Genomic DNA, 21,668 nt, shown 5'->3' with positions numbered 1-21,668 from the left:
CCTGTCACCCACGAGGGCGAGCAGACCGTTGGGTCAGCGCGCGAGCGCTGATACCAGCATCCCTACGAGTAGCGCGGCGATCAGCATGAGCGTGAGCCACTGACTCCTGGCACGGCTGCTCCTCTCTCTCGCCGGGGTGCTGACCGGCTGCTGCTCCAGCAGGCCGTCGCGGCGCCCATGGAGGGTCAGGTGGGTGGCTGCCTGGTCCAGGAGTGCGTCGACCTCGTCCTTCGCGTACCCCTCCTCCATGCGAACGACCGTGAATCGGGCAGCCTCGATGCTCGCGGTTCCCAGCTGCGGGGAGGGCGACTCCAGGTCGGTGACGAGCTGGTCCAGGAAGTCGTCGACGTCTCGTTGGCGGTAACCGTCGCGCAGGCGGACGGGGGTGAACTTGGCCGCGCGTATGCGAGTAGCGAGCGTCTCGTCGGCGAGACGTTCGTGGGAGGTGAAGTCCGAGTCCAAGGAAGCACTCTCCGGTTCGGCCCGAACTGCGCTGAGCGGCCCGGGAGCGTGGTGTCAGGTCCGTTTGTCGTACCTGCCTTCGCGTTACGTACGAGAAGGCAGGCTCCATCTACCCCTGAGAGGGCAGCTCAACCGAGCAGCCGCGATCCAGTTGCTCAGGTCAGCGGCCGCCACCAGCCGGCCAGAAGCGATGACGGACCGCGGGTGCGACCGCGCCAGGCGCATCGGTTGCTTTGCGGTTGGCGACATGGGGAAAGATGCTGGTCCATGAACCCGCCTTCCCCTTCCTCCCGCCGAGTCCGCGGCGGCGGTCGTCTCGTCAGCCTCGCCAGCGCCGCCGTGGTCACCGGCACCCTGCTCGTGTCGACTGCTCCAGCCGCGAACGCAGCGTGGGGCACCCAGCTCATGTTCCACGGCGCGACGGTCCAGGCGTGCAAGGTCCACGTGGAGGGACAGAGGTTCCAGCTGCGAGTCCGTGTCAACAACCGAGGCGGTAAGCACGCCCACACCGGGGCGATCTTTCGGATCCGGAACGGCAACACCGCCAGCGCGATGGTCCGGGCCGGCGCCGGCAGGGTCTCGGGGTACAAGTCACTCGTGGTGCGCTCTGGGGACCGACTCGAGGCGGGTGCCGGCGAGGGCGACGGGATCGGTCTGGGAGCCATCTTCCGCCTGAAGGACACTCCGCGCTGCTGACGCGCTGCTTGCCCGGACCCGAAACGGAGAACCGGAGCACCATGGAACAGATCACCAAGCGCTTCATGAACTGGGCGTCGATCCTCGAGGACAACACCCGCGCTCAGGCGCAGACCACCAGCGAGATGCCGTTCATCCATCCGCACCTCGCGCTGATGCCCGACGCGCACCTCGGCAAGGGCGCCACCGTCGGGTCGGTCATCCCGACCCTCGGCGCGATCATCCCGGCCGCGGTCGGTGTCGACATCGGCTGCGGCATGATCGCGGTCCGCACCCAGTACGCCGCCGGCCACCTGCCGGGCGAACGGCGTACGCTGCGCGAGTCGATCGAGGCCGCGGTGCCGCTGTCGGCCGGCAAGTACAACCGCGCGGTGACCCGCGAGCACACCCGCGAGCGCCTCGACACGCTCACCGCCCAAGCCGAGGAGCTCGGGTTCGACCCCGGCACGTACGCCGCCAACTGGGAGCTGCAGCTGGGCACCCTCGGCTCGGGCAACCACTTCATCGAAGTGTCCCTGGACGAGGACGACCGGGTCTGGCTGTTCCTGCACTCCGGGTCACGCGGCGTGGGCAACAAGATCGCCCAGCACCACATCAAGGTCGCTCAGGACTACTGCGCCCGCCACTCCGTCACGCTCCCCGACCGCGACCTCGCCTACCTGGTCGAGGCCACCGCCGAGTTCGACCGCTACGTCACCGAGCTCGCATGGGCACAGCGGTTCGCCTACGAGAACCGCGCCGAGATGATGGACCGCGTCGCCACCTGCTTCGAGGACTGGATCGGCTCGCCGGTCGTGCGCGAGCAGGAGGTGAACTGTCACCACAACTACACCCTGCGCGAGAACCACTTCGGCAAGGACGTGTGGCTGTCGCGCAAGGGCGCGATCTCGGCGCGCGAGGGCGAGTGGGGGCTGATCCCCGGCTCCATGGTTTCGTAGGGGTGCTCAACCTGCACCATGTGCACTTCACACAGGCTGCGCAGGAAGTATGCGGTGCAAGAGCAACAGGGGTGCACCGCACAGCGTGTCGCTAGCGATACAGGTGAGCCCCTAGGTCTAGCGTCCAGGACGACGCAGGGACAGAGTCCGCCGGAACGGCGAGCACCTAGTGTCGGGACGGTTCACTCAGACCTATGGCGCATCGCCAGTTCAAGTTCGAGGCCCTCGTGGGTCCGTACTGGAGCGTCATCGACGATCACTACGACAAGGTCGAACCAGCCGACACCTACCTCCAGTTCCTGGCGTTCTCCCGCCGTCTTGCCGAAGGCACCTGCCACCGCTACGCGAGCGACCTCGCGCTCTACTTCACGTGGTGCGACCGAACCAAGCGCCAATGGGACGACCCGGACATCACGCCATTCCAGATCTGGCTGCGGACCACTCCTGGCCCCGAAGAACAACGACGCTCACGCCAGGCACTCGCTGGCCCCGGCAGCCCACCCGTGCGGTCGGACCCAGTGGTCGACCGAATCTGCATGGTCGTGTGCGAGATGTTCCGACACCTTGCCTCGCAGGGCGTCGTCCCGTTCGAGATCCTCACTCGCCTGTTCGAGGTCGGGCGGTCCCACGACGGGCTGTTGATCCTGTCCGGGCGCCGGCACCGACTCAAGAAACGTCGCAAGAAGCGACCCATGCCCGCCGCCGTGCCGATCACAGTCGTCCGCTCCCTCCTCGAGGCAACCGGCAACCTCCGTGACTTCCTCCTGATCCTGGTCATGACGTGCGCAGGACTCCGAAGAGGCGAAGCGATCGGCTTGCGCCTGTCCGACATGCACCTGCTTCCGGACTCACTCAGCCTCGGGTGCGCCTTCAAGGGCGCACATGTCCACGTGACGCCGCGGGAGAGTACGAACGGAGCAGTCGTCAAGGGTGGCGTTGCCCGCATCGTGCCAGTGCCCCGAACTGTCACCCAGGTCTACAGCCTGTATCGCCAAGAGCGTGACCGAGTCCCTCATGCGACCTCATGCGACTACGTGTTCGTGAATCTCTATCAGGAGCCACTCGGCGAGCCCATGAAAGCCCACGCCGTGAACGAGTTGCTGGAGCGGCTGTCGACGAAGGTCGGCTACAAGGTGAATCCCCACAGCCTTCGCCACACCTTCGGCAGCAGCGCGATCGAGACCGCGAGCGTGGACGTGGTCGCCGAGTTGATGGGCCACGCCTGGGTCACCACAACACAGGTGTACCTGCATCCAGATGAGCAGCGACTGCGCGACGCCGTCGAGCAGTCCTCCATCGCCGACCTCCTTGAGGACGGAGCCCTCGACTCATGACCCTAAGCGCAGAACTGATCCTCATTCAGGGCGACGATGGCAACACAGACGAAGCGCTGTCCGAGTGGCTGGCGGAGCTTGGCTGGGATGCCACCTCGCGCGAACTAAGGCCGAGCCCTGACCATCCGCTGCTGGGCTGGAAGGCTTGCACGGTCGAGGCATGCAGGAGGCCCGCCTGGGGCTCCGCGCAGGCCACCGAGACGCTCTGTGATGGCTGTCGTGGGCAGTGGCGACGTGCCGGCAAACCCGACCTCGACGTCTTCCGCGCAGCACCCGTCGCACGCGATCGGTCGACCGACGCCGACCGTCTGTGCCGAGTAGGTGAGGACAGCGCGCGATGCCAGCGTCCAGCGCGATCCCACGACCTGTGCTCGACCCACGCGACGGCCTTCAGCGCGGGTTCGATGGACCTGATCACGCTGATCGCGACAGCCGAGCCTCTGACCCGGCTCGGGGAGTGCAGGGTGGCGGCCTGCGTTCGCGCGGCCGCGGACCCGACGTCACTCCTGTGCCGTGCCCACATGGCGGCATGGCGTCGCGCACGCCGCGCCCAGTCCGATCACGACGCATGGCTCAAGCAGGCTCCGAGCGCTCCCTCTGACGCCCGCATCTGCGTCCTTCGGGGCCTGAGCGACCTCGTCGTTGAACAGGTCCTCTACGGCGTCCTGATCCGCAGTCGTCGAGGCGTTCAGACCCGGCTAGACGTGCTGCAACCCGTTGTCAATTGGCTGCGCGAGGTACAGGTCCCAGACCTGCGAGACGTCGAGGAGAGCGACCTCCCGACGGCCTGGCGTGCCAACAAGCGCAACATCGCCGAGCAACTCGTGCGGACAGCCAAGGTGACCAGCTGCAGCCCCGATGAGTTCAAGACCGCTGACCTGTGGCCGGGGAGCGTTTTCGGCAAGCGTGGCGAAGTGGATTGGACGGAAGTCCGACTGCCGTGGCTGCGCACTGCCGTCCAAGAGTGGGGCTGGGGGACGGTCAACTCCTACCGCGACTTCGAGGCGATCAGGAGGACCGTCCGGGCAGTGGCAGTGCTGTCCAACTACCTCGAAGCACACGCACCAGACGGAGGCCGCTCGCCCCAACTACTCGGGCGCGACCACGCGTTGGCGTTCGGCACGTACCTGCTCACCCTGGTGAGCCAGGGGGTACTGACGGGCGACGGACCAGCCAACAAGCCCTGGACCGAAAAGCGTCGCCACTTCGTCCTGGCGCGCAACCGCCTAGTGATCAGGTGGGCCCGCGACGCTGGCCTCTTGCCCAGGCTGGCTCCCAGTTTCAACATCACCAACGACATGGTTCCCGCGCGCCCGAAGGCATCTCGTGGCGACGACGAGATCGGCAAGTCGCTCCCAGCAGCGGTCGTACAACAGTTACTGAGCCAGGAATCACGAGACCTCCTCGCATCAGTCTGGCGCGAGGACGCACCACGCTTCGTGCTGCTACTCGCCGAGACTGGCCGACGCCCCACCGAGATCTGCGAGCTGCGACCAGGCTGCGTCGATGAGGGCGCAGCAGGTGGCCCGGTCCTGACTTACACCGAGTTCAAAACCAGCGGCGGCATCGACGAGAGGCGCTTGCCTGTGACGGCGCTCGTCGCGCGGTTGGTGAGGGAGCAGGAGACCTTCGCCCGAGGGTTGTATCCGCACGCGGATCCCAGCCGGCTGGCCCTGTTCCCCCGCGAGACGATGAACCCGCACGGGTACACACCGATCGCGTCCGACACGGTTAAGACATACGTGCGGCGGTGGGTCGATGCCCTGCCATCGCTGACGACGGGCGGACTTGGGCTCGACGGGCAGCCCATCGACTTCGACCGCTCCCTGGTCTTCCCGTACGCCTTCCGCCACACGTACGCGCAGCGGCGGGCCGACGCTGGCGTGCACCCGGACGTTCTCAAGGAACTGATGGGACATGAGCAGATCCAGACCACGATGTCCTACTTCAAGGTCAGCCGCGCCCGCCAACGCGAGGCCACCGACATGATGGGCTCCCTCGTCCTGGACGAGAGGGGCACATTGCGCTGGGGCGGACTGGATCTTGCCGAGAGCCTGCGCCGCAACGTGGGCGTTGTCGCCGTCCCCTTCGGCGGATGCAGCGAGCCCAGCAACGTGGCAGCGGAAGGCCACGCATGCCCGATGCGTTGGCAGTGCGCGGGCTGCGACCACTTCAGCACGGACCCTTCCTACCTGCCCGACCTTCGCCGCCACCTGACCGATCTGCTCGCACAGCAAGCACGTATCGACGCGTTCAGTGGCGGAACCGACTGGGCACGGGAGCGCGCCCGCCCATCGGACAACGAGGTCGCCGAGGTGCGCCGCCTGATCGAGGAGCAGGAAACGATGCTCGAAGCAGCTTCACCCGAACTGCGTACGGCGATCGACGCCGCGTCGACGGAACTTGTTAAGGCGCGAGCGGCACAGCGACAGACTGTCGCCGTCACGCTCCGCTCGCACACCACCGGACAGGACGCGCTCCTTGGGCCGGATGCTCTCCTGCGGGAGGCGATGGACATTGTCGGGAGCGTCGTGACTGAGGAGAACGAGTGACAGCCGAAGATCTTCGGGCAGCCCGCAAGGCCGACAGCAATGCGCGCCGCCAGAGGGTCCTCAGCGCACTAGAAGACCTGCGGCGGAACCGGCAGCTCATCACGCAGTCATCGGTCGCACGGGCAGCGGGTGTCCACCGGAACTTCTTGACGCGCCACCGTGACCTAGCCGCACTCGTTGAGGCGGCGCAGCAGCCCACAGGAGCAATGCCCCAAGCGACCGTCAACTTGGTGAGCACCGAGAGCCTGCGCACCGATCTGGCCTTGGCTCGCCAGCGCGAGGCTGATCTGGAAGCCCGAGTCGCCGCCTTGGAGAACCAGTTGCGCCGGGCAGGAGTCACCAAGCACCAACTCGCTGAGAACGACCCCGATCTCCTCGCAGCCCGACAGCGGATCGCCGAACTGGAGGTCGCCGTGAGCGAGCTGAGGCGCACTCTGGCGCAGACGGAGGCTGAGCGCGAGGCGATGCGCGAGACTAACCGAGATTTGGCGCGACAACTGATGCACCCCGTCGACTGACGTACCTGTTCGTATCCCAATGAGGTCGCTGGTATCTAGTCGTCCGGATCTGCTGACGAGGTCCGCCCTCGAATGGCACTTACCTCTCGCCCACTAGCCCGTTCTGGCGTAGCCGCTGGGGTGGTCGACCCCGTCCGCCCGAGAAGAATTGCCACATAACAGCGCCCTCCCCCCTATGCGATTGAGGTGTGATAACTCCTGCCTCGAAACGTCCGCTCATGCCGATGAGCGGACGGGCCGCCGCGTCTTCGTCTGACAACCGATTCGGCCTTCTGGGCGTCACACTGTCAGCCGACACGAATGGAGACGCTGATGCAGTTGCGACGCATGCTGCCGTGGGTTTGCGCCGCAGCGGTCGTGCTCGGGGCGTGTAGTCCGAATGACTCAGGTGCCCCGGCTCGGCAAGGGACGACGCCTAGTCCTGCCAACGCGTCTGACCGGCAGGACCACAAACAGCCGAAGCCAGTCCCCTTCTCCCTCAGACTGGCACCTGACATGCCTCCCGCAACGCAGGAGGCGGTGAGGGCCTTCCTCGCGTTCGCTGCGAATCCGAGGGCGTCTACGGGAGCCGAGGTGCCGTTCGCGTCGCCCCTGCTGCTGCGCGTGAACGATGCGCGTGGCACTCTTCAGCACAGCGACGCGCGCGAACCCTCGGCATGGTTCATGTCTGACGGGGAGGGCACCACGTCTGCACTCTTCGTGATTAGCAACAGCATCGCCAACAGTCAGAACGACGGAGTCGAGTTCCTCGCGTCGCCTCGTGCCGTACCTCTGTGCAACCTGAGCCAGAACGGGCCTGGGGACGTAGAGGAAGAGTCCATCTACATCACGCTCGAACCCCGGCGTGGGTGTGCTGAGGGTTTCCGCATCAGGCTGGACGTCGACTCGTCAGCCATCATCCGCGCTGTTGAACTCGCTGTTCGCGCTCCGTAGCGCACACGCACGCTTCTGCCGCGTTCCGTGCGCATCCACGGCCACGGAGACGCTGCGCTATCACACCTCAATCGCATAGGGGGGCGCCCTCTGCGCGGACGGTCCGCATAAGGTTCTCGCCGTGACGATCAGCGCGGCAGACTTCTGGCTGGTGACCACGCCCGACCCGGATCCCTGGGGCGGTGGGAGTCGGGTGGTTGATGAGCTGGATGCGGGCCGTCTCTCGGCGCTGATCGCTGGGCCAGAGGCAGGCGTGTCCGACCTGGATGCCGGGCTCGCTCTTATGGACCTCGTCCGCGACGACTTCCAGCATTCGGGGACCGAAGGTTCTGGGTCAGGTCGCCTCACGAACGACGAGATGAGAATGGCCGTCCGGGCGCTGGAGAAGACTACGGAGCGGGCGGGGCAGGCCTTCAAATTGCCATTCCGGGACCACACCGCGTGGAAGTCGTGGTGGATAAGGAAAGGCGCGTCCGGAGCGGGTGGGTGGCAGGCGCGACGGAGCCTGCTCGCGGAACTCTTCGATGAGCCCTACGCAGGCCTCATGGCTGCCCAGGAGCGGGCCTTGGACTCCACACTCGTGGAGGCGGCGAGCCCGCTGAAGGCCCTCGGCTGGCCGGCAGTGGATGCCGAGCTGGGCGAGCTCCGGCGGCACTTTCGGAGCGCCCGCACCCCACAGGACTACAGGGCCGTCGGCAATGACTGTGTCCACGTCCTAGAGGCGCTTTCGCGGCAGGTCTACGACCACGCGCGGCACACGCCCGATGGGGAGCAGGAGCCGCCCGTCGACAAGACCAAGTTGAGGCTGGAGCGCTATGTCCAGGACCGTCTCTCCGGGCCAGGTGAGGCCGAGATGCGGAAGTACGCCCGGGCCGCGATCGAGTTGGCCCAAGCGGTGAAGCACAGGGGCGCGCCGACGCGGCGGGACGCGGGGGTGATGGCGGACGCGGTCATCGTGCTCAGCAACATGCTAAGGCGCTTGGATGAGGAACCCGGGCGGTGATCGCGCCATCGGCCACCAGCGGGCCGCATCGGGAGGTCAGACAGTAGGGCGAAGCCGTTCAGCAATGGCTCCCGGCCATTGGAACGTGAGGCGATACGGGCATCGCGGTCTGGATCGCATTCCAGGAACGCATGAGCGCCCAGCCGGCCGGGAGTGCGCGCGACGGGCGGGCGCGCGGGCGCCCAGGTGACCGTAGCGTCACGGGTCGCCGGATGAATGGAGCCGGTGCCCGAGCCCAAGAGCCCCGGGGGGAGCTTCCGGCCGGCGCGAGTACTGGCGGGCCCTCGGTGCCCCGGATCTGCCGCGACCCCACTTCAACGGCGTCCCCCGCGATGCGAAGCCTGACTCTCGTGCAGTGCCTTGCACCGCACAGGACCCATTGGCCTTTGCCCAGGTCAGCGCGAACGCGCACGAGGATGACCCCTACGAAACCATGGGCACCCGGTCCTACGTCGTGCAGGGCAAGGGCAACCGCCTCGCGCTGTGCTCCGCCCCGCACGGCGCCGGCCGCGAGCTCTCCCGCACCGCCGCGCGGAAGAAGTTCACCCGCGACCAGCTGCGCGAGGCGATGACCGGCATCGAGTACCGCGCCACCGACGCGTTCCTCGACGAGATCCCCGCCGCCTACAAGGACATCGACGTCGTGATGGAGGACGCCGCCGACCTCGTCGAGATCCGCCACACCCTCCGCCAGATCGTCAACGTCAAGGGCGACTGACCCGCCCAGGCGAAACCCCGCAGGTACCCCGTTCTTCGCGGGTCATGGCGGGTGAAAAGCACACCGGGTCTCCTGTGGTGCGCGTGCCTACCATGCGACCATGACACGACGACTCGCTGCCACGACCGCCACGTTCGCCGCGCTCCTCGCCCTGTCTGCGTGCGGCACCGAAGAGTCCGACTCCGAGTCGGGGCCCGGCTACGCCACCAACGCGCCCGAGACCGACGCCGCCGAGGCGTCCTCGTGCTCGGAGGTCTGGAAGGAGGGCGAGAAGTTGCCCGAGGACTACCAGGGCTGCGCGGACGAGGGCGGCGCCTACACCGCCGCGACCTGGGTGTCCTGCGAGGACCCGGCCATGGAGTTCACCAGCTACGAGGACGAGCTCTACGCGAAGCGCGGCGACACGATCACGAGCGACCCCGCTGCGATCAAGAAGCTGCGGCAGGACTGCGCGGCGTAGACCGCCCCGCGGAAGGGGCAGGGTCGCAGGACCCTGTCGCGCTCGGGTGCGGTCAGCACAATGAAGCGATGGACGTCGCCGTGTTCCTCATCGCCTTGGCCCTGGGCGTGCTGGGCGGCGTCATCGTCTCGCGGCGCATCGGCGTACCGGCGCCGCTGCTGCTGGTCGTCGTCGGCGTCGGCGCGTCGTTCCTGCCGTTCGTGCCGCAGGTGCACCTCGAGCCCGAGGTCGTGCTGCTCGGGCTCCTGCCGCCACTGCTGTACGCCGCTGCGCTGTCCTCCTCGCTGGTCGACCTCACCACCTTCCGCCGGCCGATCGTGCTGCAGTCCGTCGGGCTGGTCATCTTCACCGCGGCCGGGGTGGGCTGGGTGGTGCACGCACTCGTCCCGGGGATCTCCTGGCCGGTTGCGCTCGCCCTCGGCGCCGTGGTCGCTCCCCCGGACGCCGTGGCCGCGACCGCAATCGGCCGCCACATCGGCCTCCCCCGCAAGATCGTCACCGTCCTCGAGGGCGAGTCGCTGTTCAACGACGCCACCGCGCTGGTGCTCCTGCGCGCGACCATCGCCACGATCGGGGCGGCCACGCTCCACCCGTGGGAGGTCGGGCTCGACTTCGTGGTCGCGGCCGCGGGCGGCGTCGCGGTGGGCCTGGCGGCGTACTGGGTCACGGCGTGGCTGCGGCGACGGATCACCGAGCCGGTGGTCGACGTGGCGCTGTCGCTGGTGGTGCCGTTCGCCAGCTACGTCCTGGCCGAGGAGGTCCACTCCTCCGGCGTGGTCGCGGTCGTCGTGGCCGGCCTGCTGCTCGGCCACCGCTCGCCGATCCTCCAGACCGCGCAGTCCCGGATCGCCGAGCGGGTCAACTGGCGCACGATCGCCTTCGTCCTGGAGAACGCGGTCTTCCTGCTGATCGGGCTCCAGGCCGAGTGGCTGGTGCAGGACCTCGCCGACAGCGACCTCGGCGCCGGGCGGATCGCCCTCGTCTGCCTCGCGACGTTGGCCGCGGTGATCGTGCTGCGACTGCTCTGGGTGCTCGGCTCGCGCTGGGTGCTCTTCCCCCACGTGCACGCCCATGACGACCACCCCGCCCACGAGGCGCCGCCGTGGTCGTTCATGTTCCTGCTCGGCTGGGCCGGCATGCGCGGGGTGGTCACGCTCGCCGCGGCGTTCGTCATCCCGGCCGACGCCCCGCACCGCGAGGTCCTGCTGATGGCGGCGTTCACGGTCGTCGCCGGGACGCTGCTCGTGCAGGGACTCTCGCTGCCGTGGTTCACCCGGCGGTTGCGGGTCCCCTCCCCCGATCCCCTCGACGACGCGCTCGCCCGTGCGACCCTGCTGCAGCAGGCCTCCAAGGCGGCGCTCGACGAGCTCGACACGATGGAGTACGACGACCCCGCCGGCGTCGTCGACCTGATCCGGCAGGGCCTCGACCAGCGCAACTTCGCCGCGTGGGAGCGGCTCGGCACCCAGGCGGGCGAGGAGTCCCCGGCCGCGCTGTACTACCGGATCCGCACCCATCTGCTGGACACCGAGCGCCGCCGGATCCTCCAGATCCGCGGCGACGGCCAGGTGCCGGCCGACGTGGTCGCCGACGTGCTGGCGATGCTCGACCTCGAGGAGTCGATGCTCGACAACGCCGAGCAGGAGCGCGACGAGACCGCCGTGTACGCCGCACGCCGCTGGCAGATCGGCGACCTCTGCGACGACCTGGCCCAGCACCCGGCAAGCGAGGAGCCCCCGGCGACCGCTTGCCGCGCCTGCGTGGCGGAAGGCACCCGCTGGGTGTCCCTGCGCCGGTGCCTGGAGTGCGGCGAGGTCGGGTGCTGCGACTCCTCGCCGCGCCAGCACGCGACCGAGCACTTCCACGACACCCAGCACCCGGTGATGCAGTCCGCCGAGCCCGGCGAGGACTGGCGCTGGTGCTACGTGCACCACCTCACCGCCTGAGGAGCCCTCGCCGACCTTGACCACGGAACCAGCTCGACCGGCGGGAGCGGAGGGGACAATGACCGCGTGATCACTGATGTCTCCCCGCTCGACCTGCTCGGGACCTGGGCCCTGGCCCGTGAGATCGAGGACCGGTGGGGCGGTGAGGCGCGGGCGGTGCGCGGGAGCGCGACCCTGACCCGGCTCGACGACGATCACGTGCGGTGGGACGAGACCGGGACGATGACCTGGGCGGACCACGAGGTGCCGGTGAGCCGGACCCTCGACGTCGTACGCCGGGGCGAGGCGTGGTGGGTGCTCTTCGCCGACGGCCGCGACTTCCACCCGTGGTCGGTCGGTGAGCAGGTGCACCACCCCTGCGGTCGCGACGACTACCGGGGCCTCGTCGAGGTCAGCCCCGACCGGTCCACGTGGACGGTGCGGTGGGACTGTCGCGGCCCGGAGAAGGACTACACGATGCGGACTCGCCACACCGCGCGTCAGCCGGCGACGTAGTCGTCGATCTCCGCGAGCAGCCGGCGGCGTACGTCGTCCTCGGCGAATGACGCGTGCACCGACGCGCGGGCGAGGTCCGCGACCCCGGCGGTGTCGAGGTCGAGCAGCCGGGCGGCGACCTCGTACTCCTGGTTGAGCGTCGTGCCGAACATCGGCGGATCGTCGGAGTGCACGGTGACCGTGACGCCGGCGTCGCGGAAGATGCCGATCGGGTGCTCCTCGAGCGACGCGACGGCCCGGGTGGCGACGTTGGAGGTCGGGCAGACCTCGAGCGCGATCCCGTGCTCGGCGAGGTGCTCGAGCAGCGCGGGGTCCTGGGCCGCGGAGGTCCCGTGGCCGATCCGCTCCGCGCCCAGCAGTCGTACGGCGTCCCACACCGTCTGCGGGCCGGTCGTCTCCCCCGCGTGCGGCACCGAGTGCAGCCCGGCGGCGCGGGCGGCGTCGAAGTGCGGCTGGAACTGCGGGCGCGGCACCCCGATCTCGGGCCCGCCGAGCCCGAAGCCGACCAGCGCGTCCGGGCGGTGGTGCAGCGCGTAGTCGAGCGTGGCGTCGGCGGCGGGCAGCCCGGACTCGCCGGGGATGTCGTAGATCCAGCGCAGCACCAGCCCGAAGTCACGCTCGACCGCGACCCGCGCGTCCTCGATCGCCTCGGTGTAGGCCTCGATCGCCATCCACACGCCGGGCTCGTGCGGGCGCACCGACGTGTACGGCGTGCAGGTGAGCTCCGCGTAGCGGACCGCCTGGCCCTCGGCCAGCTCCCGGCCGACCTCGTAGGTCAGGTACCGGACGTCCTCGGGCGTGCGGACCAGGGCGACCACCGCGAGGTAGACCTCGATGAAGTGCGCGAAGTCGCGGAACTCGAAGAACTCCCGCAGCGCGTCGAGGTCGCTCGGCACCGTGCCCGGGTGCCGGGCGGCGAGCTCGCTGACGATGCGCGGAGAGGCGGAGCCGACGTGGTGGACGTGCAGCTCCGCCTTCGGCAGACCGCTGACGAACTCGCGCAGGGTGCTCACCCCCCGCAGTGTGGTCGCCCCTCGCTCAGCGCTCCAACTCGCGGGCCAGCGCGTCGGCGGTGTCGTCGACGCTGCCGGAGGCCTCGAAGACCTCGCCGTCGAGCAGGATCGTCGGGGTGCCGCGCACACCGGAGTCGGTGGCCGACTGGGTCGCCGCCTCGACCCAGTCCATCTCGCTCTGGTCCTCGATGCCGGGACGCACCGCGTCCTCCTCGGCGCCGGCCTCGACCGCCCAGGCGATCAGCTGGTCGTCGTCGGGGTAGTCCTTGCCCTCCGCCGGCTGGTTGTCGAAGAGGATCTCGTGGAACCTCTTCGCGACCTCCGGGCCCGACTCGTTCGACACGACGCGGAAGGCGTTGGCCGCCCGCGCGGAGTAGTCGCCCATGCGGCTGAGCAGGTTGAAGGGGCGGTACTCGACGCGCACCTTCCCGTCCGCAGCCAGCCGGTTCAGGTCCTCGCGGGTGGCCTGCTCGAGCAGCCCGCAGTAGGGGCACAGGAAGTCCTCGTAGATGACCACCGAGCGCGGCGCGTCCTCGTCGCCGTAGGACAGCCCGAACTCCTCCACCCCGGTCGCGCCGGCGCCCGCGACGGGCGCGTCGACGTCCGAGGAGGTGTCACGCGACTGCTGGATGAGCACCCCGGCCACGACCACCACGAGCATCGCGACGATGACACCGCCGATCATGAACAGCCGGCGACGCCTCTCCTCCGCGTGCTGCTGCGCGAGGGCGGCCGCGGCGCGCTCGGAGCGCGGGGCAGCCGGGGTGTTCTTCTTGGACATCAGCTCTCATTTCTGTGTTCGGCAACAGGTTCGGGGGTGAGGGTGATCGGGGCGAAGATCCGGTTGTCGAGCGCGAGCTTGGTGCGCGGCCGCAGGACCAGCCACCCGCTGGCCAGCAGCAGTACGCCGTCGCGCGCCAGCTCCCAGGGGTACTTCGAAGCGGCGTCGGGGTCCTGTCCGCCGCCACCGAAGCAGCCACAGTCGATGGTCAGGCCCCGCGCCCAGGCGGTCGCGATGCCGATCGAGAACGCCAGGTAGAGCACCACGGCCAGCCCCGCCGCGCCGCGGGTGAGCATCCCGACGATCAGCAGCGCGCCCACCACGACCTCGAGCACCGGCAGCAGGTAGCCGACCGTCGGCACGATCGCCTCCGGCAGCAGGTCGTAGGCCCGCACCGCGCGGACGCTCGCGCCGGGGTCGGGCAGCTTCACGGCGCCCGCGACGAGCAGCACCCCGCCGCTCACCAGGCGTATGACCAGTCCGACCCACTCCCTCACGGGTTCACCGTAGGCAGATGGCCTGAGTCCTTGCTGAGAGGCCTCAGCCCTCGGTCAACAGGACCAAGTTCCCGCCGTACGGCGTCTGCGAGGGCGGGCCCCGTGGGTGCCGTGGCCTAGGCTGACTCGACGTGAATGACCGACTCGTGTGGATCGACTGTGAGATGACCGGCCTCGACCTCGGCGCGGACGCGCTGATCGAGGTGGCGGCCCTGGTGACCGACTTCGATCTCAACGTGCTCGGGGAGGGCGTGGACATCGTGATCCGTCCCCCGCAGGAGGCGTTGGACCAGATGGGTGACTTCGTGCGCGACATGCACGAGAAGTCCGGCCTGCTCGAGGAGCTCGCCGCCGGCGTGACCCTCGCCGAGGCCGAGGAGCGCACCCTCGCCTACATCCGCGAGCACTGCCCCGACGGCAGCCGTCCCCCGCTGGCGGGCAACACCGTGGCGACCGACCGCATGTTCATCTCCCGCGACATGCCCGCGCTCGAGTCGTTCCTGCACTACCGCATCGTCGACGTCTCCTCGATCAAGGAGCTCTCGCGCCGCTGGTTCCCCCGGGCGTACTTCCAGGCCCCCGCCAAGCAGGGCAACCACCGCGCACTCGCCGACATCCAGGAGAGCATCGAGGAGTTGCGCTACTACCGCGAGGCCGTGTTCCAGCCCTCCCCCGGCATCGACAGCGCCACCGCCAAGGAGCTCGCCGACAAGCACGGCGGGTCGATCACCGGCCTCCCGCGACCCGATGCCGCCCCCGATTCCACACCGGGCGAGTAGTTCCCCTACACTCGTCCTCGGCTACCGGCCTCGCCGGAGCTGATGGTGGGTATAGCTCAGCTGGTAGAGCGCTGCGTTGTGGTCGCAGATGTCGCGGGTTCAAGTCCCGTTACTCACCCCATGTGATCGAGCCCCCGACCTGGACCAGGTCGGGGGCTCGACTCATTTCGGCCCGCAGCCGACGATGGAACCGCGCGGGTACGACGCGCACCACGACCTCCAGCCGCCGCGGCTGGAGTCCTGCCGCCCCAGGAGGTCGCCATGGCCGAGGACGCCGTCCCCCCGCCGGACGAGCCGGATGACCTCGAGGGCGGCGACGACGCTCGCGGCTTCGTGCGGTGGCAGCACCCGGTGTGGGCCTGCGTGGGCGTGCTGGTGACCTACTACGCCGTCCCCGTCCGGTGGGGCGGCTCCACCTCCGCCATCGCGGTGAGCCTCCTGCTGACGGCGGCGGGACTCGGGGTGCTCGCGTGGGCGATGGTGCTGGAGCTGCGCCACGTGCGGGCCGGCGCCGAGATGCGGACCGCGGGTGTCCTCACGATGATGGTGGTGCTGGTCATCACCGCGTTCTCGCTGGCCTTCTACCTGGTCGAGCTGTTGGCACCGCGGCAGTTCGTGGGGCTGAGCACCCGCACCGACGCGCTCTACTTCACCCTCAGCACGATGGCCACCGTCGGCTACGGCGACGTGCACGCCGAGGGGCAGCTGGCCCGGGCCCTGGTGTGCGCGCTGATCGTGTTCAGCGTCGTCGTGGTCGCCTCGCTGGTGCGAAGCGCCGTCCCGAGCCGGTCGGGGCGCTGAGTCAGGCGACGAGCGGCATCCGGACCAGGAACGTGGTGCCGGCGCCCGTGTCGGAGACCACGTCGATCGTGCCGCCGTGCCGCTCGACCACCGCCCGGGAGATCGACAGCCCGAGCCCGCTGCCCTGGATGGCGTGCTTCTGGGCCAGCTCGGAGCGGAAGAAGCGCTGGAAGAGGTGCTTCTGCTCCGACAGCGGGATCCCGATGCCGGTGTCGGTGACGCGCAGCAGCGTCTCCTCGCCCTCGGTCTCCAGGGTCACCGTGACGGTCCCCTCGTCAGGCGTGAACTTGACCGCATTTCCGACCAGGTTGACGACCAGCCGCTCCACCATGTCCCGGTCGCCGAGGAACGGCACGGGCTCCGGCGGCAGGCTCAGGCTCATCGTCAGCCGGCGGCTCTCCAGCACCGGCGCGACCAGGCCGTAGCCCGCCTCGACGGCACGGCGCAGGTCGAAGGCCCGCTCGACGACCGCGATCGAGGACTCCTCCTGCATCTTCGACAGCGTCAGCAGGTCGTCGATCAACCCCAGCAGCCGCCGGCTGTTGCCCGCCACCCGGCGCACCGCGTTGAGCTGGGGGGCGCTGAGGTCGCCGTACGAGCCGTCCTCGAGCAGCTCGAGGTAGCCCTGGATGCTCGTGATCGGCGTACGCAGCTCGTGGCTGACGCTGGAGACGAACGCGTCCTTCACCGCGTCGACCTGCCGCAGCTGCTCGACCGCCTGCTTGAGCGCGTTCTCGGCCTGGAGCCGCTCCGTGACGTCCTCGGAGGTGCTCACGAACCCGAGTGTGGTGCCGTCGTCGGCGCTGATGCGCGACAGCGTGAGCTCGTGGTCGCGCTCCTCGCCGTCGCGCCGCAGGAACCGCAGCGAGGTCTGCCCGACGGCGGGGTCGACCAGGGCACGCGCGACCGAGACGAAGTCGTCGGGCACCCCGAGGTCGGCGGCCTTGAGGCGGATCGACTCCGACGAGAACAGCCTCTCGATCGAGTCGCCGAGCATCTCCTCGGCCCGGTAGCCGAGCAGGCTCTCCGCGCCGGGATTGAACAGCGTCACCCGACCCGTGGGCCCGGTGCCGATGATCGCGACACCCGGGGTGCTGCTCACGACGTTCTGGAGCCGGTCCCGCTCCGCGCGGGCCGCCCGCGAGGTGGCGATGTGGACGCCGACGCGCTGCACGAGCGGTACGACGATCAGCGCGCAGGTCACGGCGTAGAGGGCGAGGAGCACCCCGTGGGTGTCGTGGTCGAGGCCGTGGATCGCCGGAGCTCCGGCGAACGGGCCACGCCCGAAGGTGGTCATCGCGATCGCGCAGCCCACCACGGCACACATCTGCACCAGCGCCTCGACGGGGCGGCTGCGCAGCGCGGTCCAGGCCAGCAGCGGGATCACGACGAAGGCGAGGCTGGGGAACTCCTGCGGCACGAACACGGCGGGGGCCACCACCAGGACCGTCAGCCACTGCGCCACGCGCTCCCGGGGCCGGGCGACCGCCCCGTGGGCGGGCAGGTGGGCGAACACCGCCACGACGCACAGCTGGGAGGCCCAGTGCGAGACGCCGACCACCAGCCCGACGAACCACGGCGTCCCCCCACCGGTCAGGACCGAGGTCAGGGCCGCCACCGAGCCCGCCACCAGTCCGGCCGCGGTCGTCGCCATCAGATAGCGGGTCAGGTCGCCGTCCTCAACGATCCGAAGGGGGTCCGGGCGTCCGTGGCCCAGTATGCGCACCGCGACGAGCGTCTCGAGGACGATGCCGAGGCTGCAGCCCAGCGCGACGTCGGCCGGGCGGCCACCGGCCCAGACCGTCAGCCAGGCGAGACCGAGCACCAGGACCAGCAGCGGATCGCGCCAGCGCCGGTCGGCGGTGAGGACCACCACCGTCGCCAGGCCGACCGGCCAGATGCCGACCGCGTGTCCCTCGCCGCCCGCGGACCGGACGGCCACGAACCCGAGCACGCCCAGCAGCACCAGCAGTGCTGGGAGGCGGACCCTCGCCGAGCCGTTCACCGCCACCCCTCCCCGGCTGGTCGTGCCCGGCGCACATCCCACCACGCCCGGAGCGGTGCGTGCGGGGTTTTCCGCGCGGTCGCCTAGGTTGCGGGGCGTGAGCAACGCACATCCCGCCCAGCGCCAGCACTACGACGTCGTGGTCGTCGGGGGCGGGCACAACGGCCTGGTCTCCGCCGCCTACCTCGCCCGCGCGGGCCTCTCGGTCCTGGTCCTGGAGCGCCTCGACCACGTCGGCGGCGCCGCCGTGTCGGCCCGGGCCTTCGCCGGTCGCGACACCCGGCTCTCGCGGTACTCCTACCTGGTCTCCCTGCTGCCGAACCGGCTGGTCGAGGAGCTCGACCTCGACATCGCGCTGACCTCGCGCACGACCGCGTCGTACACGCCCTGGCGGCGCGGGGATCGCACCGGCGGCCTGCTGGTCGAGCGTCCCGAGGGGTCCGCGACGCGCGAGTCGTTCCGCGCGCTCACCGGTGGCGAGGAGGAGTACGCCGCCTGGCAGCGCTTCTACGCCGACGTCGGCACCCTCGCGGCCGCCGTGGCGCCCACGCTGATGGAGCCGCTGCCGACCGAGCGCGCCGTGCGCGAGCAGGTGGACGCCGGCGTCTGGCGCGACCTGGTGCAGCGCCCGCTCGGGGAGACCATCGAGGCGCGCTTCGCCGACGACACGGTGCGTGGGGTGGTCGCGACCGACGCGCTGATCGGCACCTTCGCCTCGCTGCGCGCGGAGTCGCTGGAGCAGAACCGCTGCTTCCTCTACCACCTGATCGGCAACGGCACCGGCGAGTGGCGGGTGCCGGTCGGCGGGATGGGCGCGATCACCGACGCCCTGGCCCGTGCGGCGAGCGAGGCCGGCGCCGAGATCCTCACCTCCGCCGGCGTGCACGCGATCCGCGACGGTGCCGACGGCGCCGAGGTCACATGGGACGGCGACGGGCGCCGGCACACCGTGACCGCCGGCCACGTGCTGGCCAACGTCGCGCCGTGGGTGCTGCAGATCCTGCTCGGCGAGGACCCCGACCCGGTCACCAAGCCGGTCGGCTCGCAGCTGAAGATCAACCTCCTGCTCGACCGCCTCCCCCGGCTGCGCAGCGGGGCCGACCCGGCGGTCGCCTTCGCCGGCACCCTGCACCTCGCGGAGGACTACTCCCAGCTCGAGGCGGCGTACGCCGACGCGGCGGCCGGGCGGGTCCCGGAGGTGCTGCCCGGCGAGGTCTACTGCCACTCGCTGAGCGACCCCTCGATCCTCGGCGCGGACGCCGCCGCGGGCGCCCACACGCTGACCTACTTCGGCCTGCACACCCCGGGCACGCTGTTCACCGACGACCCCGGCGCCAAGGCCCTCGCCGTGGCCCGCGCGCTCGCGTCGCTGGACGAGCACCTCGCGGAGCCGATCGCCTCGTGCCTCGCCCGCGACGGCGAGGGCAACCCCTGCCTCGAGGCCAAGGTCCCCCACGAGATCGAGGCGGACCTCGCGATGCCCGGCGGGCACATCTTCCACGGCCCGCTGGACTGGCCCTGGGCGCCGGACCGCGCCCGGCTGGAGACCCCCGCCCAGCGCTGGGGCGTGCAGACCGGCCTGGACTCCGTGCTGCTGTGCGGATCGGGCGCGCGACGCGGCGGCGCGGTCTCCGGGCTCGGCGGCCACGACGCCGCCCGGGCGGTGCTGGAGAGCCGCTGAGCCGGGGTCGTCACAGGCGTGTGGTGCGGGTCATGCCCTCCGGATTTTCCACGAGGCGCAGCCACTGGTACTGTTTCACTCGCTTCACCGGGCGCCATTAGCTCAATTGGCAGAGCAGCTGACTCTTAATCAGCGGGTTCGGGGTTCGAGTCCCTGATGGCGTACAGATACAGCCCCTGACCAGCGGAAACGCTGGTCAGGGGCTTTTTCGTTTCCCGGCCGACTGCCCCGCCTGCTACTCCCGGACCCGGCCGGTCTCGTAGCCCCACATCGCGACCTCCACCCGATTGCGGGCGCCGAGCTTGGCCATGAGGCTGGCGATGTGGGTCTTCACCGTGCTGAGGCTGATGTGCAGCTCGGCGGCGATCTCGGCGTTGGTGCGACCCCGCGCAACGGTGAGCAGCACCTGCTCCTCACGTTCAGTGAGCGGGTCGAGGGGCTGAACGAGTGGAGCTGCGCGCCCCGTGCCCGCGAACGTCGACAGCAGCCTGCGGGTGACGCTGGGCGAGATGAGCGAATCGCCTCGGGTGGCCGCCCGGATCGCCTCACCGAGCAGCTCGGGTCCGGCGTCCTTCAGCAGGAAGCCGGTGGCGCCGGCCAGCAGCGCACCGTGCACGTACTCGTCGAGGTCGAAGGTGGTGATCACGACGACCACGACCGGGTCCTCGACGCCGGGCCCGGCCAGCAGACGGGTCGCTTCGACCCCGTCGAGAACCGGCATCCGGATGTCCATGAGGCACACGTCGGGACGGAGTTCGCGGGCCAGCCGCACCGCCTCCCGTCCGTCGCGGGCCTCCCCCACGACCTCGATGCCGTCCAGGGTGCCGAGGATCAGCCGCAGTCCGGTCCGCACGAGATCCTGGTCGTCGGCGACCAGCACCCGGATGCTCACGCCGAGACCTGCCGCGGCAGTGTCGCGCTGACGGCCCAGCCGCGTCCTGGACAGGGACCCGCCCGGCACGCGCCCCCCAGGAGCAGTGCGCGTTCCGCCATCCCGGTGAGCCCGAACCCCGCTTCGTCGCCGGGGTCGGCTGCACCCGGATCGCCGTCGTCGCGGACGACGAGGCTGACCGTGGACTGGTCGCCGGCGACGCGCACGTCGATCAGGGTCGCGTTGCGGGCGTGCCGCAGGGCATTGGTCACCGCCTCCTGAGCGATCCGGAAGACGGCGGCGTCGATCGCCGCCGGGAGGGCGGCCAGGTCACCCGAGACACTCACGTCCACCCGTGGCCCGGCAGGCGAGGCCCCGGCCAGCCGCCCGAGATCGGCGACACCGGGCTGCGGGGCGTAGTCGACGGGCGCCTCGTTGCGCAGCACCCGGACCATCGCCCGCATCTCCGCGAGCGTGCGCGATGCCTCCTCCTCGATCACCGCCAGCGCCTCGAGCGGCGACGACGGGCTGGTCGGCGCGAGAGCCTGCCCCGCCTGCGCCTGGACGGCGATGGCGGAGACGTGGTGGGCCACCGTGTCGTGCAGCTCGCGCGCCAGCAGGGCCCGCTCCTCCGACTTCACCTGCTCCAACCGCCGCTCCCGGGCGCCGTGCTCGGAACGCACGGCCCAGCCCAGGGCGAAGGCGGACAACAGGACGGCGACCCCGCCGATCGCGTCGGCCACCCCGGTCCAGCTGACGACGAGCGACAGGGTGGCCGGGACCAGGATGATCGCCAGGCCCGCCACCGCCTCGCGCCCGGAACCCCACCGGAACAGCGAATAGGGCAGCACCAGCAGGTAGACCATCGTGTTCATGTCGAGCGCAGGCGCGCCGGAGGCGACCAGGACGATGTCCACGACCGCGGTCACGCCGAAGGCGGTCGCGACCACGGCGAGCGGGTGCGTACGTCGCCACAGCAACAGCGGCGCCAGTCCGAGCGCCAACGCCACCGACAGCCCCCGCAGCGGCAGGTCCTCACGCAGGACGCCCTCCAGCACCCCCACCACCGTGACGCCCGCCAGCAGCACCCAGTCCCGCCATACCCGAACCGGTGGGTCCGGGGGCCGGGGTTCCTCCAGCAGGGACCGCAGTGGATTGCTCACCCCCTCAGAGTAGGGACGGAGC

19 protein-coding genes and 2 tRNA genes are annotated in these 21,668 nt (G+C 70.1%); 14 read left to right on the top strand and 7 right to left on the bottom strand.

What is annotated here, in order from left to right; all coding sequences use genetic code 11:
- Window positions 1-33: 33 nt before the first annotated feature.
- Window positions 34-462: a DivIVA domain-containing protein gene (locus HBO46_RS05045; protein WP_166140074.1), complete on the bottom strand. Its 429-nt coding sequence runs from the start codon at window positions 460-462 to the stop codon at window positions 34-36.
- A gap of 737 nt (window positions 463-1,199) precedes the next feature.
- On the opposite strand from HBO46_RS05045, the gene HBO46_RS05040 reads away from it, so the two are divergent.
- The 9 genes from HBO46_RS05040 (at window position 1,200) to HBO46_RS05000 (ending at window position 12,055) form a co-directional block, all read left to right on the top strand.
- Window positions 1,200-2,096 carry an RtcB family protein gene (locus HBO46_RS05040; protein WP_166140075.1) on the top strand — a complete coding sequence of 299 codons (897 nt, stop codon included), beginning with the start codon at window positions 1,200-1,202 and terminating at the stop codon, window positions 2,094-2,096.
- 194 nt (window positions 2,097-2,290) lie between these two features.
- Entirely contained in the window at window positions 2,291-3,430 is a 1,140-nt protein-coding gene (locus HBO46_RS05035) for a tyrosine-type recombinase/integrase (RefSeq protein ID WP_166140076.1), read from the top strand.
- The gene (locus tag HBO46_RS05030; RefSeq protein WP_166140077.1) at window positions 3,427-5,982 is read left to right on the top strand and encodes a tyrosine-type recombinase/integrase; all 2,556 of its coding nucleotides are present in this window, start codon (window positions 3,427-3,429) and stop codon (window positions 5,980-5,982) included. The genes HBO46_RS05035 and HBO46_RS05030 overlap by 4 nt, the downstream gene beginning before the upstream one ends.
- A 230-nt stretch (window positions 5,983-6,212) precedes the next feature.
- Complete coding sequence (locus HBO46_RS05025) at window positions 6,213-6,500, top strand: hypothetical protein (RefSeq protein ID WP_166140078.1); 288 nt, start codon at window positions 6,213-6,215, stop codon at window positions 6,498-6,500.
- Between the two features lie 1,054 nt (window positions 6,501-7,554).
- Window positions 7,555-8,436, top strand: a complete 882-nt coding sequence (locus HBO46_RS05020) for a hypothetical protein (protein WP_166140079.1) — start codon at window positions 7,555-7,557, stop codon at window positions 8,434-8,436.
- A 433-nt stretch (window positions 8,437-8,869) separates the two neighbouring features.
- Window positions 8,870-9,154: an RtcB family protein gene (locus HBO46_RS05015; RefSeq protein ID WP_224769380.1), complete on the top strand. Its 285-nt coding sequence runs from the start codon at window positions 8,870-8,872 to the stop codon at window positions 9,152-9,154.
- 100 nt (window positions 9,155-9,254) lie between these two features.
- Window positions 9,255-9,614, top strand: coding sequence for a hypothetical protein (locus tag HBO46_RS05010; protein ID WP_166140080.1), 360 nt, complete (start codon window positions 9,255-9,257; stop codon window positions 9,612-9,614).
- 68 nt (window positions 9,615-9,682) lie between these two features.
- Window positions 9,683-11,560, top strand: a complete 1,878-nt coding sequence (locus HBO46_RS05005; protein ID WP_166140081.1) for a Na+/H+ antiporter — start codon at window positions 9,683-9,685, stop codon at window positions 11,558-11,560.
- Between the two features lie 66 nt (window positions 11,561-11,626).
- On the top strand, window positions 11,627-12,055 hold the full coding sequence (locus HBO46_RS05000; RefSeq protein ID WP_166140082.1) for a DUF6314 family protein: 429 nt from the start codon (window positions 11,627-11,629) through the stop codon (window positions 12,053-12,055).
- Here the strand turns inward: HBO46_RS05000 and HBO46_RS04995 are convergent.
- Genes HBO46_RS04995 through HBO46_RS04985 form a run of 3 tightly spaced genes read right to left on the bottom strand, consistent with a single transcriptional unit; the run spans window position 12,040 to window position 14,346 of the window.
- Entirely contained in the window at window positions 12,040-13,068 is a 1,029-nt protein-coding gene (locus HBO46_RS04995; protein WP_166140083.1) for an adenosine deaminase, read from the bottom strand. The genes HBO46_RS05000 and HBO46_RS04995 overlap by 16 nt on opposite strands.
- A 25-nt stretch (window positions 13,069-13,093) precedes the next feature.
- Window positions 13,094-13,849: a DsbA family protein gene (locus HBO46_RS04990; RefSeq protein ID WP_166140084.1), complete on the bottom strand. Its 756-nt coding sequence runs from the start codon at window positions 13,847-13,849 to the stop codon at window positions 13,094-13,096.
- Window positions 13,849-14,346, bottom strand: a complete 498-nt coding sequence (locus HBO46_RS04985) for a MauE/DoxX family redox-associated membrane protein (protein WP_166140085.1) — start codon at window positions 14,344-14,346, stop codon at window positions 13,849-13,851. The genes HBO46_RS04990 and HBO46_RS04985 overlap by 1 nt, the downstream gene beginning before the upstream one ends.
- 131 nt (window positions 14,347-14,477) lie before the next feature.
- Here HBO46_RS04985 and orn point away from each other — a divergent pair, with 131 nt between their 5' ends.
- The 3 genes from orn (at window position 14,478) to HBO46_RS04970 (ending at window position 15,926) form a co-directional block, all read left to right on the top strand.
- A complete protein-coding gene (gene orn, locus HBO46_RS04980) occupies window positions 14,478-15,125 on the top strand; it encodes an oligoribonuclease (protein WP_166140086.1) in 648 nt (215 codons plus the stop codon).
- Window positions 15,126-15,170: 45 nt separating this feature from the next.
- Window positions 15,171-15,246 (top strand) — tRNA-His (locus HBO46_RS04975).
- A 140-nt stretch (window positions 15,247-15,386) separates the two neighbouring features.
- On the top strand, window positions 15,387-15,926 hold the full coding sequence (locus HBO46_RS04970) for a potassium channel family protein (protein ID WP_166140087.1): 540 nt from the start codon (window positions 15,387-15,389) through the stop codon (window positions 15,924-15,926).
- Window position 15,927: 1 nt separating this feature from the next.
- Here the strand turns inward: HBO46_RS04970 and HBO46_RS04965 are convergent, their stop codons facing one another.
- The gene (locus HBO46_RS04965; protein WP_224769379.1) at window positions 15,928-17,931 is read right to left on the bottom strand and encodes an ATP-binding protein; all 2,004 of its coding nucleotides are present in this window, start codon (window positions 17,929-17,931) and stop codon (window positions 15,928-15,930) included.
- 97 nt (window positions 17,932-18,028) lie between these two features.
- On the opposite strand from HBO46_RS04965, the gene HBO46_RS04960 reads away from it, so the two are divergent.
- Both HBO46_RS04960 and HBO46_RS04955 read left to right on the top strand, forming a co-directional pair.
- Complete coding sequence (locus tag HBO46_RS04960) at window positions 18,029-19,612, top strand: phytoene desaturase family protein (protein WP_224769378.1); 1,584 nt, start codon at window positions 18,029-18,031, stop codon at window positions 19,610-19,612.
- Between the two features lie 91 nt (window positions 19,613-19,703).
- Window positions 19,704-19,776, top strand: a tRNA-Lys gene (locus tag HBO46_RS04955).
- Between the two features lie 71 nt (window positions 19,777-19,847).
- Here HBO46_RS04955 and HBO46_RS04950 read toward each other — a convergent pair.
- Together HBO46_RS04950 and HBO46_RS04945 are read right to left on the bottom strand one after the other, a co-directional pair.
- Complete coding sequence (locus HBO46_RS04950; RefSeq protein ID WP_166140090.1) at window positions 19,848-20,504, bottom strand: response regulator; 657 nt, start codon at window positions 20,502-20,504, stop codon at window positions 19,848-19,850.
- Window positions 20,501-21,646, bottom strand: coding sequence for a sensor histidine kinase (locus tag HBO46_RS04945; RefSeq protein WP_166140091.1), 1,146 nt, complete (start codon window positions 21,644-21,646; stop codon window positions 20,501-20,503). The genes HBO46_RS04950 and HBO46_RS04945 overlap by 4 nt, the downstream gene beginning before the upstream one ends.
- Window positions 21,647-21,668: the final 22 nt, after the last annotated feature.

The organism is Nocardioides ochotonae, from assembly GCF_011420305.2.
Taxonomy (GTDB): domain Bacteria; phylum Actinomycetota; class Actinomycetes; order Propionibacteriales; family Nocardioidaceae; genus Nocardioides; species Nocardioides ochotonae.
Note: the sequence above shows the minus strand (reverse complement) of the source record. Positions and strands in the feature narration are given on the sequence as shown.